At 43.0% G+C, this 14,693-nt stretch carries 15 protein-coding genes and 1 pseudogene; 6 read left to right on the top strand and 10 right to left on the bottom strand.

The genetic code is table 11. From position 1 onward, the window contains the following. Positions 1-16: 16 nt before the first annotated feature. From mutT to SKA34_RS23935, 8 genes are all read right to left on the bottom strand, one after another. The gene (gene mutT / locus SKA34_RS20115) at positions 17-421 is read right to left on the bottom strand and encodes an 8-oxo-dGTP diphosphatase MutT (RefSeq protein ID WP_006647321.1); all 405 of its coding nucleotides are present in this window, start codon (positions 419-421) and stop codon (positions 17-19) included. A 4-nt stretch (positions 422-425) separates the two neighbouring features. Continuing rightward, positions 426-641, bottom strand: a complete 216-nt coding sequence (yacG, locus tag SKA34_RS20110) for a DNA gyrase inhibitor YacG (protein WP_006647320.1) — start codon at positions 639-641, stop codon at positions 426-428. A gap of 7 nt (positions 642-648) precedes the next feature. Continuing rightward, on the bottom strand, positions 649-1,395 hold the full coding sequence (gene zapD / locus SKA34_RS20105) for a cell division protein ZapD (RefSeq protein ID WP_006647319.1): 747 nt from the start codon (positions 1,393-1,395) through the stop codon (positions 649-651). A 64-nt stretch (positions 1,396-1,459) separates the two neighbouring features. Further along, positions 1,460-2,065, bottom strand: a complete 606-nt coding sequence (coaE, locus tag SKA34_RS20100) for a dephospho-CoA kinase (protein WP_006647318.1) — start codon at positions 2,063-2,065, stop codon at positions 1,460-1,462. Positions 2,066-2,068: 3 nt separating this feature from the next. Next, complete coding sequence (locus SKA34_RS20095; RefSeq protein ID WP_006647317.1) at positions 2,069-2,938, bottom strand: A24 family peptidase; 870 nt, start codon at positions 2,936-2,938, stop codon at positions 2,069-2,071. A 117-nt stretch (positions 2,939-3,055) separates the two neighbouring features. After that, positions 3,056-4,279 carry a type II secretion system F family protein gene (locus tag SKA34_RS20090; protein ID WP_006647316.1) on the bottom strand — a complete coding sequence of 408 codons (1,224 nt, stop codon included), beginning with the start codon at positions 4,277-4,279 and terminating at the stop codon, positions 3,056-3,058. Between the two features lie 43 nt (positions 4,280-4,322). Beyond that, positions 4,323-6,008 (bottom strand): type IV-A pilus assembly ATPase PilB, encoded by a 1,686-nt coding sequence (pilB, locus tag SKA34_RS20085; protein WP_006647315.1) that lies wholly within the window; start codon positions 6,006-6,008, stop codon positions 4,323-4,325. A 5-nt stretch (positions 6,009-6,013) separates the two neighbouring features. Beyond that, positions 6,014-6,247, bottom strand: coding sequence for a pilin (locus SKA34_RS23935; RefSeq protein WP_369750693.1), 234 nt, complete (start codon positions 6,245-6,247; stop codon positions 6,014-6,016). Between the two features lie 81 nt (positions 6,248-6,328). Here SKA34_RS23935 and SKA34_RS20080 point away from each other — a divergent pair, with 81 nt between their 5' ends. From SKA34_RS20080 to SKA34_RS20070, 3 genes are read left to right on the top strand one after another with little or no spacing between them, the layout of a single operon-like run. Beyond that, entirely contained in the window at positions 6,329-6,649 is a 321-nt protein-coding gene (locus tag SKA34_RS20080) for a hypothetical protein (protein WP_004998436.1), read from the top strand. Next, positions 6,646-6,999: an IS66 family insertion sequence element accessory protein TnpB gene (tnpB, locus tag SKA34_RS20075; RefSeq protein ID WP_006643801.1), complete on the top strand. Its 354-nt coding sequence runs from the start codon at positions 6,646-6,648 to the stop codon at positions 6,997-6,999. Before SKA34_RS20080 ends, tnpB begins: the two co-directional genes overlap by 4 nt. 59 nt (positions 7,000-7,058) lie before the next feature. Next, complete coding sequence (locus tag SKA34_RS20070; protein ID WP_006644249.1) at positions 7,059-8,606, top strand: IS66 family transposase; 1,548 nt, start codon at positions 7,059-7,061, stop codon at positions 8,604-8,606. A 35-nt stretch (positions 8,607-8,641) separates the two neighbouring features. Here the strand turns inward: SKA34_RS20070 and SKA34_RS23840 are convergent. Next, a pseudogene (locus tag SKA34_RS23840) lies at positions 8,642-8,815 on the bottom strand (prepilin-type N-terminal cleavage/methylation domain-containing protein); the annotation flags it as partial. A gap of 347 nt (positions 8,816-9,162) precedes the next feature. Then, the gene (nadC, locus tag SKA34_RS20060) at positions 9,163-10,050 is read right to left on the bottom strand and encodes a carboxylating nicotinate-nucleotide diphosphorylase (protein WP_006647313.1); all 888 of its coding nucleotides are present in this window, start codon (positions 10,048-10,050) and stop codon (positions 9,163-9,165) included. A gap of 250 nt (positions 10,051-10,300) precedes the next feature. Between nadC and ampD the strand changes: the two genes are divergently transcribed. From ampD to aceE, 3 genes are all read left to right on the top strand, one after another. Then, complete coding sequence (gene ampD, locus SKA34_RS20055; RefSeq protein WP_006647312.1) at positions 10,301-10,846, top strand: 1,6-anhydro-N-acetylmuramyl-L-alanine amidase AmpD; 546 nt, start codon at positions 10,301-10,303, stop codon at positions 10,844-10,846. Between the two features lie 329 nt (positions 10,847-11,175). After that, positions 11,176-11,952, top strand: coding sequence for a pyruvate dehydrogenase complex transcriptional repressor PdhR (gene pdhR / locus SKA34_RS20050; protein WP_006647311.1), 777 nt, complete (start codon positions 11,176-11,178; stop codon positions 11,950-11,952). Between the two features lie 72 nt (positions 11,953-12,024). Beyond that, positions 12,025-14,691, top strand: coding sequence for a pyruvate dehydrogenase (acetyl-transferring), homodimeric type (gene aceE / locus SKA34_RS20045; protein WP_006647310.1), 2,667 nt, complete (start codon positions 12,025-12,027; stop codon positions 14,689-14,691). Positions 14,692-14,693 lie beyond the last annotated feature (2 nt).

The raw sequence follows: 14,693 nt of genomic DNA, 5'->3' as shown, positions 1-14,693 counted from the left end.
TCTTCAAGCTAATTTATTAAGCGAAAGACTGCTGTATTTTATCGAGCACAGCTTTATTAGCATCTGGGAAAGGGTAATCAGTGAGTGCATTGATAGCGACCCATTCCCCCGGTTGACCTTCTTTACCAAAGGCTTCGCCATTAAATTGATGGATCAGAAAGAAATCAAATTTTAGCGATTTATCTGAATAATCATGAGCAAGGCTAATAAAAGGCTCAACGTCAGTGGCATGAATACCGACTTCTTCTTGCAGCTCACGGATCACTGCTTGCTTTGCTGTTTCACCTGTTTCTACTTTTCCGCCAGCAAATTCCCATAAGCCACCTTGATGTGCTTTATCAGCGCGGCGGGTAATGAAAACATGCTTTTTCTCTGAATCTAAAATAATGCCTGCCGCAATCCAAACTTGCTTCTTATCCATGCTGTTAATAACCCATATCGTCAGACCAACCATCAGAATCAGATAGGTCAGGTGCGCCTGGAATCGATTTTTCTTCTTCCGCCCATTCGCCAAGATCAATCAATTGGCAGCGTTTACAGCAAAAAGGACGAAATGGACTCTGTTCACCCCAAACCACATCAGTTTTACAGGTAGGACATTTTACGACAGTAATATTGGTATTGGTTGTTGATTGAGACACAAAAACCTCAGCAAATGGCTAATTTAAATTCAATATCGCTTGCGACAGGGTCCCCTTCCACAAAGGGAGAGAAACGAATAGCAAAGCGACTACGATGTCCCGATATCATAGGATAAACGCCATCTTTAGCGCAAATTTCTAGCCGTAATAAACAGGCATTTTCAGCGTCATACTGAAAGAAGCCATTACGTGCATGATTGGTTTTATATTGTGCGCTTTCTCGGGTTAACTTCAACCAGAGATTGAGCGCTTCATTAAGTTCTGAAAGCTCATGCAACCAGCTTTTCATTGCTTGTTGTTTATGCTCATCGCTAAGATGCAGCCAGTGATGCAATGACGGTAGATCAAAACAACAACTACCACCGGGAATGGAAAAACGTTGTTTTATGCTGGAAAGAAAACGATCTTCTCGTAAGTTCTGTCCTAGACGAGGGGATGAAATTAACGCTTTTTGTGCTTGTTCCATCGAATCGATAATTTGTTGCAGTGCAAGCTCGTCAACACCATCAATGTTTAACCAATTCATCAGTTGCTGACGTTGTTTCTCTATATCTTTAGCAAGATCGGTTTTAACTTGTACTTGGTCTAAAATCTCAAGCAAATCAAAAAGGGCATGGAAGAAGATTTTATATTGCCAAGGATCATTTTGGTTGCTGCTGTGATGCATTTGTTGCAACAGATAATCAAGGCGTAAATAAATACGGACTTTTTCTGTTAAAGGGTGTTCATAGCGCGTCATTTGCGTAGCTTGCATAAAGGGAATACCAAACAGGAACCAAGATCGTAATAAGAATTATCATAGTTAAGACGGCATTTTACTACAGATCAAGATCCATTTTGAGATATTGCCTGTGAAGTTGCGCGATTTGTAATGTTAATGCTGGACTATTACCAAAATTAGTAATGACATCATCTGCGGCATCTAACCGTTGTTGGCGCGTTGCTTGGCTCGCTAAGATATTTTTTATTTGCTCAATAGAGACATTATCACGCTGCTGTGTACGTTCGATTTGGGTTTGCTCATCGACATCAACGACCAGTAAACGATCGGTCATGGTTTGTAGATTATTTTCAACCATCAATGGCACGACTAATAAACAATAAGGTGATTTGCTTAGATTAATATCATGGAGCATCTTTTCACGGATTAATGGATGAAGTAGCTCATTTAACCATTGCTTTAATTCAGGCTGGCTAAAAATAGCCTCACGCAGTTTTGCTCGATTCAAGGTGCCATCTTCAAGTAAAATATCAGCGCCAAGTTTTTCGATAATAGTGTTTAAACCAACGGTATTTGGCTCGACGACTTCACGTGCAACCATATCGGCATCAATAATATCAATGCCGTAATTATCAGCAAATAAGTTAGCAACCGTAGTTTTACCGCTACCAATTCCGCCTGTTAGACCTATGACAATACTCATTAATTACATTCCCAAGTACGAGGTAACATACCAATTCACAATAGGCTCACCCCATAACAATGCAATCCAACCAGCAACCGCAAGGTAAGGACCAAATGAGAACGGGGTTTGATTATCAGTATCTTGCATTTTCAATAAAACAATACCGCACAGCGCGCCGACTAAAGATGAGAGCAAAACGACAAACGGTAGCAATTGCCAGCCAAGCCATGCACCTAATGCGGCAAGTAATTTAAAATCGCCATAGCCCATGCCATCTTTTTTAGTCAGTAACTTAAAGGCCCAGAATACGCTCCATAGCGATAAATAACCTGCTATTGCACCAATCACCGAATCGGTCAGTGATACAGGGCTAATACCCATTATAGAGAGTAAAATACCCGCCCACATTAGCGGTAAGGTAATTTGATCGGGCAGGAGCATTTTATCAATATCGATAAAGGTAAGCGCAATTAACGCGAAGGTGAAAAAGATCACCGCGATCGCCCACCATGTTGGTGTCAGCATCAGTGATACTGTTAAGCTCATAGCTGCGGTCAGTAATTCAATTGCTGGGTAGCGTTTACTTATCGGCGCTTTGCATTCTTTGCATTTGCCACCCAGAGCTAGCCAGCTGATCACTGGAATATTTTCCAGCGCGCTAATGGCATGATTACAGTGAGGGCAGCGTGAGCGTGGCACACTTAAATTAAAGACTGAATCGTCTGGCTTGTTATCGATTTCAGGGAAGCATTCTTGGCACTCTTTGCGCCATTGACGTTCCATCATAATCGGCAAGCGGTAAATCACCACATTTAAAAAACTCCCCACTAACAGACCAAAAATTACGGCAAAAAGGGGATATAACCAAGGGTAATAGGAAAGTACTGCCATGTGAGGATCTCTTAAAAATTAGGCGGTTATTGTAAGACAAACGGCTAGGTGTTCCTAGCCGATGATTATGGGAAATGAGTAATGCGATTAACTTGTAGGTAATTACTAAAAATAGTCTTAACCGATAACACTCATTAAGGTGAAGATTGGCATATACATAGCAACCAGTAAGCCGCCAATTAAGCCACCCAAAATAATGATAATGAAAGGCTCTAAAATTTGCCCGAGGTTATCAACGGTATTATCAACATCTGCTTCATAGATTTGTGCCATTTTATTAAGCATGTCATCAAGCGAGCCAGATTCTTCGCCAATCATCACCATTTGCAGCATGAGTTCGGGAAAGACACCAGATTGACGCAGTGCTAAATAAAGCGGCATACCGCCAGCGGTACTTTCGTAAACTTCTTCAATTGCTTTTTCGATATACAAATTACCACAGGTTCTTCCTGCGGATTGAATACCGGATAACAGCGGAATACCCGCCATAAAGGTGGTAGCTAAGGTGCGGGCAAAACGGGCGATAGTTGCTTTTAATAATACATCACCAAAGATCGGCAATTTTAAAGCAAATTTATTGGCTCTATAGCGAAAGTCATCGGATTTTTTATAAAAATAACGATACAGGAAAAAGGCTATTGCTACACCAGCCCCAAGATAGACGCCATAGGCGATGAGAAAATCTGAAGCATGAACAACGATTTGGGTAAAGAGTGGAAGCTCAGCCCCAAAGCTTGAAAATATTTGGGCAAACTGAGGAATAACAAATACCAACATTAAAACAGTAACAAGTACGGCTGTTAATGTGACCATTGCAGGATAAATCATCGCCTTGATAACTTTTTTACGCATCGCTTCGTTTTTTTCACGGTATACCGCAATACGCGCAAAGACTTGACCGAGGTGACCGGTTTGCTCACCGGTCGCGACTAAATCACAGAAGAATTTATCAAACAGAGGCGAGCTTGAGCGCATCGCGCTAGAAAGCGAAGCACCAGATTCGACTTGAGTGGTGATTTGGAGCAAGGTGGCGCGCATTTCGGCTTTATTATAACTGCTTGCCATTAGCTGTAAGGCTTGGACTACGGGAACGCCTGATTCGATCATGGTGGCAAGCTGTCGAGTAACTACGGTGACATCTTCGCCTTTCATTTGATCGCGTATTTTAGTCAAAAAAGAAGGTGAGGTTTTCTTGATTTTTTTGACCAAAATTTTCTGTTCAAGCAGTTGATGACGGACTTCTTGTTCTTGAAAGCCTAAAGTAGTGCCAGAAACTTTACGTCCTGCTTGGTTGGTTCCCCGCCAGTTGTAATAACGAATTTTAGTGGCTGCTGTACTCATAAGCGGAATTCTCTATCAAACAATTAATACAAAGTTGGGAAGGTTATAACTGTAGTACTCGTTGTAATTCGGCAAGGCTAGTAATGCCATCGGTTAACTTTTCAATGCCTGATTCTTTTAATCGCTGCATCCCTTGTTGGGCGGCAATATCTTCTAATTGCAGCGCAGTAGCATTGGTCATTAAGGCTTCGGCGATTTCTCGACTAAATACCATGACTTCATAAATACCAACGCGTCCGGCGTAGCCTTTATTGCAATCATCGCACCCAGCGTTATTGGCTTTATATACACTGGAATTTTGCGGTAGTTTTAATCGCTGACAGGTAATTGGATCAAGTGGGTGAGGCTGTTTGCAGCTTTTACATAAGCGACGGGCAAGGCGCTGGGCGATAATTAAACTCAGTGATGAGGCGAGGTTAAAATCTTCTACCCCCATATTGGTTAAACGGGTGATGGTTTCAGCGGCAGAATTCGTATGCAGAGTCGATAATACTAAGTGCCCTGTTTGAGCTGCTTTGACCGCAATGGATGCCGTTTCTAAATCACGAATTTCCCCTACCATCACAATGTCGGGATCTTGACGCAAAAAAGAGCGCAAGGCATCAGCAAAGCTTAAACCGACCTGCTGATTAATTTGTACTTGATTAATACCGGGCAGGTTAATTTCTACAGGATCTTCGGCAGTCGAAATATTGCGCTCATCGGTATTTAAAATATTTAGCCCAGTATATAGCGAGACGGTTTTACCACTGCCCGTTGGCCCGGTAATTAATATCATTCCTTGCGGGCGCTCAAGGGCGGTTAAATAATCAGATTTTTGTTTATCGTTATAGCCGAGAATATCAATATTAAGATTCGCTGCGGAGCTATCTAAAATCCGCAGTACGACTTTTTCGCCCCATAGCGTCGGTAGGGTTGATACCCGTAAATCAATCGCCAAATTATCAGAAAGCTTTAGCTTTATTTGTCCATCTTGCGGTTGGCGACGCTCGGCAATGTTGAGCTTTGACATGACCTTTAAACGGGTTGATAAACGGCGCGATAAACTGGCGGGTGGGGTTAAGTGCTGATGTAAAATACCGTCACAGCGAAAGCGAATCCGGTAGTTGTGCTCATAAGGTTCAAAATGAATATCGGAGGCTTTACGGCGCACAGCATCGAGCAGTACTTGGTTGATATAACGGGTAACAGGGGCGCTGTCTTGGCTTAAATCAGTGGCGTCATCGAGTTCAGAATCACTAATATCAACTAATTCACCTAAATCGGCATCGCTGACTTGCTTGCTATGGCTGGTTTCACCAATATCACTGCCGTAAACACGGCGAATGGCAGATTCTAATTGTTTGTTTTCTAATACCAGAAACTCAACAGTTTTACCCACCGCAAAACGGAATTCGTCTTGCGCATCCATATTGGTGGGATCGCTGATCCCTAAAAATAGGCTATTAGTATCTTGGGTTAATGGTAGGGCGCGATGGCGCAATACTAACTCACGTTGGTAGACACTTTGACAACAACCGTCATAGTCGTAGTGGTGAACATCAACTTTTTGTAGCCCAAATAAATTAGCTAAATTATCAGCTAAATCTACATCACTCAATATGCCTAAACGGGTTAAGGCGGTCGGGACATTAATCCCTTCCGCCGTCACAAACTCGACCACTTGTTGTTCTTGCTCTGGGCTAATTAAATTAGCTTGAGCCAAGATGGAAGCGAGGTTGGTTTGCATTTATGTTAGCTACATCCCTTAATTGTAATTCCACTATCTTGTGTACATGTCCAACCATTAGCAGTTCTTTCTAAAGTGATTTTTTTATTTTCTATTGAGGATGTGTTATTAAATTCGAATTCTAGCGTACTATTTGCATCACTTGTTCCAGCAGTAGCTGTAATTTTACCTAGAGTATTAGAGCCTGCAGACATACCTAATTTAGATACATCTGTATCTAGTGTTCCAGTTTCTTGGATTGTAAGCGTGCCATAAACACCGCATTCTAATCACTTTACTCGAAGAATAAGATCAAATCTCCAATCCAAAGGAGATTTAAAATGGCAACACGACGTACCAATCAAGAATGGCAGACTTTGTTTGAGTGTTATGAATCCAGCCAACTCACTCAACGTGCTTTTTGTGAACATCACGGATTAAGTCTTTCCACGTTTCATGCCAAACGCCAACAGTTAACACACCTTCAAACACCACAGACTAACGGCTTCGTCAAAGCAAACGTTGTAGAGCAGACAACACGTTACCATATGACGCAAATACCTACCGCGAATATGACACTTTTTGTCAACGACGTTGAGCTGAGTATTCCTCAAGGCACGCCCGCTGCCTACCTGGCAGAACTCATTGGAGCCTTGTCATGAAACATATGCTAAGTGCACCAGATATTTATCTGTATCGTGAGAGTGTCGATTTTAGAAAGTCCATCAATGGCCTCGCGGCGATTATCGAAAGTGACACCGATTTACCCTTGGGAAGCGGCGCACTATTCCTGTTTACCAATAAACAGCGCGACAAAATCAAAGTGTTGTACTGGGATAAAACAGGCTTTGCACTTTGGTATAAACGCCTTGAAAAAGCCAAGTATAAATGGCCGTCAAAAGAGAAAAATGACGTGTTTACCCTGACTCAATGCGAGCTTGATAGACTGCTTTCTGGCTTCACGATTATCGGCCATAAACCCGTTCAAATAAACGATTTTACAATGACTTAATCGATAATAAAGCTATATCCACCAAGCGTTAACGGCATGACTTTAGTATAATAAATGCCATGAAAAAGACGCCAAATATCAACCCAGAAAGCCAAGATGTTGCCGAGCTACAAGCGATGGTGAAAGAGTTGTTGGCGTTGCAAAAACACAGCGAATCTCAGTGGAAACAAGAGCGTCAATCTCTGCTTGAGCAACTCAAACTGGCTTTCGACCGCCAGTTCGCAAAACGCTCGGAGGCGTTAAAGCCCTACGATGAATCTCAAGGTGACCTCTTCAACGAAGCGGAATGTGAAGCCGCTAAGGAAGAAGAGGTTGAGGTTACGACGACCACCACAACCACAACGAAGAAACGCGGTAAGCGTAAGCCTCTTCCAAAGACCTTACCTCGTGAAGTTATCGAACTTGATTTAGACGACCATGAAAAGCAGTGTGCATGCTGCAATCATGACCTGCATAAAATCGGTGAAGACAGCAGTGAAAAGCTGGAGTTTTCGCCAGCCGTACTCAAAGTGCTGGAATATGTTCGCCCTAAATATGCTTGCCGCCAGTGCGAGCAAACTGAAGACAGCAATCACATCGTTCAAAAGCCAGCACCGCAAAGCATTATCCCGAAGAGCTTTGCCACAGAAAGCTTGCTTGCCAACATCATTCTTGGCAAATACCAGTACGCGATGCCACTTTACCGCCAAGAGTCGCTGTTTACCCAGTCGGGAATCGAGCTATCACGAACCACTATGGCCAGATGGGTTATCCAAGTTAGTGAGAAGTTCAAACCACTCTATGCCGCTCTAAAAGAGCACCTACTTCAACAAGTGGTGGTCCAGGCGGATGAAACGCCACTCAATGTTCTCAAGGAAGAAAAACAGTGTTACATGTGGCTCTACTGCTCGGGCGCAGACTCGCCAGAAGCCGCACTCCCCAATGTGAAGAATATTGCCTTGTACGACTATCAAAACAGTCGCGCGAGGGCATGCCCTGTTGCCTTCTTGGGGGATTACAGTGGTTATCTACAAACCGATGGCTATGGTGCCTATGATGGTCTTTATCACGTCACCAATGTTGGCTGCATGGCACATGCACGGCGAAAGTTCATGGAGGCTAAGAAGCTTCAAGGTAAAGGTAAGTCAGGCAAAGCAGATAAAGCGCTGGCCAAAATCCAGAAGCTCTATGGGATAGAATCGCGCTTAAAAGGTGCGACTGTCGAAACACGAAAAGCAGAACGTCAACTGCATAGCAAACCGATACTGGACGAGTTGTACGAGTGGATGACATCTCAACAAGTGATAGCGTCTAGCCCGCTGGGTAAAGCGATAAAATACACGCTCGGCCAATGGCCGAAGGTGATCCGCTATATCGATGACGGTCACTTATCGATAGACAATAACCGCGCTGAACGCGCAATTAAACCGCTGGTCATTGGCAGAAAGAACTGGTTGTTCTCGAACACGCCAAATGGTGCTGATGCGAGTGCGATGCTTTACAGCATCGTCGAGACTGCGAAAGCCAACGGCCTTATCCTCTACGACTACATGGTCAAGTGCATGAAAGAGCTCGCGAAAGCTGAGCCCGATATCGATGCACTCCTACCTTGGAACCTCAAACACTAACAAATATCGCCCCGTGGGTTCATGGGGCGTTTACCTTGGATTTGTAGTTCTGCTGGTGTTCTTATTGATTTTAAAGTAGCCATTGCTGAAGCTAATTCACTTTTTGATACATAATTTTTATATGCAGGAATAGCTACTGCAGAAAGTACACCAATGATCGCCACTACGATCATCAATTCAATAAGTGTAAAACCCTGTTGTTTTTTCATTTCTCTATCCTTAAGTAACAAAATAATAAATGCGTTAATTTCATAAATTCGCGAATGGAATTAAGTTCAGAATAGAGGCTTTACTGTTAGAGTGAATAACAAAAAGGGGATAGCTCGGTGCGGATTAAAAAAAAATATGGTGTGTTGCAGAAGTTGCAATAAGCAAAGCGAGTAAATGCTCGTAATTAGGTTTGATTTTTATGAAATTCAGTAATGTGTGAAGTAGAAAGAGAAAAATGAGCGGTTATTTTTCTCTTTCCTTATAAATAGATGTGTTAGTTAAATAAAAAGATCATATAACTCTGTTAAGTACTTACCGTGAGCTATCGTGTATTTTTTAAGCCTCTTTATTTGAAGCGCATAGAAAGATCCATGGCTTTAACGTGTTTAGTCAGTGCGCCTACCGAAATATAATCCACGCCCGTTTCTGCACATTCTCGAATATTGCTCAGGGTAATATCCCCTGAGTTTTCCAATGCTACACGTCCTGCGTTAAACGCGACGGCTTCACGCATCATGTCTAAGGTAAAGTTATCTAGCATCACAATATCAGCGCCTGCTTCAATGGCTTGTTTTAGTTCTGCAAGGCTTTCAGTTTCAACTTCGACAGGTTTATTTGGGTTAAGCTGCTTAGCTGTAGTAATGGCTTGTTCAATGCCACCACAAGCAATGATGTGGTTTTCTTTTATAAGGTAGGCATCAAACACACCAATACGGTGGTTAAAGCCACCACCACACGTCACGGCATATTTTAATGCGCTACGCAGACAAGGAACGGTTTTGCGGGTATCAAGCAGGCGAGTATTGGTGCCGTCTAACTGTTTTACATATTCAGCGGTTAATGTCGCGCAACCTGATAGGGTTTGAATAAAGTTCATCGCGTTACGCTCACCAGTGAGCAGCGCTCGTGACGGACCTGATAGAGTACACAAGGTTTGATTTGGCTCGACGACATCACCATCTTCCACGTGCCAATCGATATTTACTTCACCACCAAGTTGCTTAAATACTTCATCAGCCCACAGTTTTCCGCAAAATACGCCATGTTCGCGAGTAATAATAGTGGCAACGCCTTGGCTATCGGCAGGAATTAGATTGGCTGTAATATCGCGACTGGCATCAATCTCGCCACCTAAATCTTCACGTAGCGTATCGGCAACAGTACGGCTGATCTCGATTGGGAGAAGTTGTTTAAGGTAAGCGAGGCGGGCACTACTATCGTGTTTGTGTTCCATATCTGTCTTCTTGTATCCATTGCGCGTTTAACAGCAAAAGTGCTGCGAATGATGGCACAAATCATACCGTGAGAAAGGAGTAGGATAAAGTGAATACGGGTTAATCGAGTGTTAATATCGAAATGTTTGGTTGTTTCTATCTATTACTGCGATAGGCAAAAGCGATGAGAGGAAATTGGCTTTTCAATATAAGCTAATGATACTTTACCTGCTTGTTTAGTTTTAGTAACACGTAAATAGAAGATGGGTTATGACGTTATTGATTAACGATGATCATTGGTTAAAGACAGCAAGGCGCGTGCCGTCCCCTTTTTGTGATGCACGACCCCATGACGAAATGTCATTGCTGGTGGTACATAACATCAGTTTACCACCGGGTAAATTTGGTGGGCCTTATATTGAGCAGCTGTTTACCGGGCAATTAAACCCTGCTGATGATCCGTATTTTGAAATCATTCATCAGTTTCGTGTTTCTGCTCACTGTTTGATCCGCCGAGATGGTGAGATAGTACAGTTTGTGCCTTTTAATCAGCGAGCTTGGCATGCGGGTGTATCAAGGTTTGAAGATCGGGATAAGTGTAATGACTTTTCAATTGGTATCGAATTGGAAGGGACGGATTACCTGCCATATACTCCTGAGCAATATCAAATACTGACAAAATTGACTCAATCTTTGATGATCCGCTATCCCGCTATTACCCGAGAGCGTGTAACTGGGCATGAATTTATTGCCCCTGGACGAAAAACCGATCCAGGCTTATCTTTTGATTGGCAAAGGTTTAAAAAGCTGCTTTAACAGAGCAGTTATTAGACTAAAGTTTTATTTACGAATGGAAATTGGTCAAATTGGTCCGACCAATTTCCGAAATCACTCCATTTTTACTTCTTCCTTTCCCCTTTTTCGTTGCTTGGCTGTTTCTAGCTTTGAATATGTAATGTTTTATTAATAAGTCAAAAGTTTAATTTTTTGTTAAAACCCACTTCGTTCTATGATTTCAATCAAGTTGCGTGTGGACATCTTTGTTTATTTCTGTACACTTTGCCCCTGTAAAATAATTGGTAATACCAATTATCCGATGATTCGGTCTTTATGAAACGGATTTAATATAAGAAGCGTCGATAAAAATGACTTATAAACGCATTAAACAACCAAAGCTTTCTGATGCTATTGAGCAGGAATTGGAGCGCTTGATTTTAGAGGGAATTTTGTCCCCAGGTCAGCAATTACCTCCAGAGCGAGAGTTGGCAAAACAATTCGATGTTTCTCGTCCTTCCGTTCGTGAGGCGATCCAACGTTTAGAAGCAAAGCATTTGCTTACTCGCCGTCAAGGTGGCGGGACATTCGTAAAAGAAAAATTATGGCAAAGCTTTTCTGAGCCCTTATTGGATCTATTAGCGACTCATCCGGAAACACAATTAGATTTATTGGAAGCTCGCCATGCGCTGGAAGGCCTAGCCTCTTATTTTGCGGCATTGCGAGGTAACGAAGAAGATTTTGTCCGCATTCGTGATTGTCATCAACGTATTCAAGACGCACAGCAACAAGGGGATTTACCCTTAGAAGCTAGTGCGGTGATGCAATATCTTATTGCGGTAGCAGAATCGGCTCACAATGTGGTGTTACTGCATATTATTCGTAGTTTAGCGCCGCTACTTGAGCAAAACGTATTACAAAATTTCGAACTCCTAAACCGCCGACCTGAAGTGGTGGAGAAAGTAAGAAAGCACCGAGCTAATATTGTGCAGGCGATTGTTTCTGGTGAGCCTGAAAAGGCCCGTGAAGCATCGCACGCACATTTGGCTTACATCGAGGAAACCTTGTTGGATTTATCGCGTGAAGATAGCAGACGTGAACGCTCTCTTCGTCGGATTCAACAGCGCAAGGACGGGTTAGAGTCTTAACTTCATACCTAAAAACGAAGTTAGACCTAGTCGCGACATTGTTAGTAGATTATCAACGAAAGGATAGATCGCATGTCTGAAGTCATGAAAAGTGACGTGGATGTACTGGAAACTCAAGATTGGCTTGAAGCACTTGAATCAGTTGTCCGTGAAGAAGGTGTAGAACGCGCACAGTTCTTACTTGAGCAAGTATTAGAAAAAGCTCGTTTAGATGGTGTAGATATGCCGACTGGCGTAAACACAAACTACATCAACACAATTCCAGCAGCACAAGAACCTGCGTACCCAGGTGATGTAACATTAGAGCGTCGTATCCGTTCTATCATCCGTTGGAACGCAATCATGATCGTTCTACGTGCTTCTAAGAAAGATTTAGACTTAGGTGGCCACATGGCTTCTTACCAGTCTGCTTCTGCTTTTTACGAAGTATGTTTCAACCACTTCTTCCGTGCACCTAACGATGTTGATGGCGGTGATTTGGTTTACTACCAAGGTCACATTTCTCCAGGGATTTATTCTCGTGCGTTTGTTGAAGGTCGTCTAACTGAAGAGCAGCTAGATAACTTCCGTCAAGAAGTTGATGGTAAAGGTATTCCTTCATACCCACACCCTAAACTAATGCCTGAATTCTGGCAGTTCCCAACGGTTTCTATGGGGCTAGGTCCAATTTCTGCGATCTACCAAGCTCGTTTCCTTAAGTACCTAGAAGGTCGTGGCCTTAAAGATACTTCAGCTCAGCGCGTATACGCGTTCTTGGGCGATGGTGAGATGGATGAGCCAGAATCACGTGGTGCTATTTCTTTCGCTGCGCGTGAGAAACTAGACAACCTATGTTTCCTAATCAACTGTAACCTACAGCGTCTAGACGGCCCAGTAATGGGTAACGGTAAGATCATTCAAGAGCTTGAAGGTCTATTTAAAGGTGCTGGTTGGAATGTTGTTAAAGTTATCTGGGGTAACAACTGGGATTCACTACTAGCAAAAGATACGACGGGTAAGCTTCTACAGCTTATGAACGAGACTATCGATGGTGATTACCAAACATTTAAATCTAAAGATGGCGCTTATGTACGTGAGCACTTCTTTGGTAAGTACCCTGAAACAGCAGCACTTGTTTCTGATATGACTGATGAGCAAATCTTCGAATTGAAGCGTGGTGGTCACGATTCTTCGAAACTATTTGCTGCATTTAACAATGCAAAAGAAACAAGCGGTAAGCCAACTGTGATCCTAGCTAAGACTGTTAAAGGTTACGGCATGGGTGAAGCGGCTGAAGGTAAGAACATCGCTCACGGTGTTAAGAAGATGGACATGACTCACGTTCAATACTTACGTGATCGTCTAGGTCTACAAGATCTTATCTCTGAAGAAGAGCTTAAGGCTCTGCCTTACCTAAAACTGGAAGAAGGCTCAGCTGAGTACAACTACTTACACGCTCGCCGTGATGCGCTACACGGTTACACACCTAAGCGTAGCCCTAAGTTCACTCAAGAATTTAAAGTGCCTGAGCTTGATGCATTTGCACCACTACTAAGTGAGCAGAAGCGTGAAATCTCAACCACTATGGCTTATGTTCGTGCACTAAATATTCTTCTTAAAGATAAAGCGATCGGTAAGAACATCGTTCCAATTATCTGTGATGAAGCGCGTACGTTCGGTATGGAAGGTCTGTTCCGTCAGGTTGGTATCTACAACCCAGATGGTCAAACTTACACACCAGAAGATAAAGGTATTGTTTCTTTCTACAAAGAAGCAACATCTGGTCAGGTACTTCAAGAAGGTATCAACGAACTAGGTTCAATGGCATCTTGGGTTGCTGCTGCAACATCTTACAGCACCAACGATCTTCCAATGATCCCATTCTACATCTACTACTCAATGTTCGGTTTCCAACGTATTGGTGACATGGCATGGCTAGCAGGTGACCAACAAGCACGTGGCTTCCTACTAGGTGCTACTGCAGGCCGTACAACACTGAACGGTGAAGGTCTACAGCACGAAGATGGCCACAGCCACATTCTTGCAAACACAGTACCTAACTGTATCTCTTACGATCCAACGTTTGCTTACGAGCTAGCGGTTATCATGCAAGACGGTATTCGTCGCATGTACGGTGAAAATCAAGAGAACGTTTACTACTACCTAACAGTAATGAACGAAAACTACGCAATGCCAGCAATGCCAGAAGGCGCTGAAACAGGTATCCGTAAGGGTATTTACAAGCTTGAGTCTCACGCTGGTGATAAGTCTAAAGTTCAGTTAATGAGCTCTGGTACTATCATGAACGAAGTACGTAAAGCGGCACAGATCCTAAGCGAAGATTACGGTGTAGCGTCTGATGTTTACTCTGTAACATCATTCAACGAACTAACGCGTGATGGTCAAGATAGTGAGCGTTACAACATGCTTCACCCAACTGCAGAGAAGAAGGTTCCTTACCTAACAACTGCAATGGGTTCTGAGCCTGCAATCGCTGCAACGGACTACATGAAGAACTACGCAGAACAAGTACGTGCATTCATGCCATCTGAGTCTTACAAGGTTCTTGGTACTGATGGTTTCGGTCGTTCTGATAGCCGTGCAAACCTACGTCGTCACTTCGAAGTGAATGCTGGCTACGTTGTTGTTGCTGCACTTTCTGAACTCGCTAAACGTGGCGATATTGATAACGCTGTAGTTGTAGATGCAATTGCTAAGTTCGATATCGACGCTGACAAGATCAACCCGCTATACGCATAAGA

The organism is Photobacterium sp. SKA34 (genome assembly GCF_000153325.1).
Classification (GTDB): Bacteria; Pseudomonadota; Gammaproteobacteria; order Enterobacterales; family Vibrionaceae; genus Photobacterium.
Note: the sequence above shows the minus strand (reverse complement) of the source record. Positions and strands in the feature narration are given on the sequence as shown.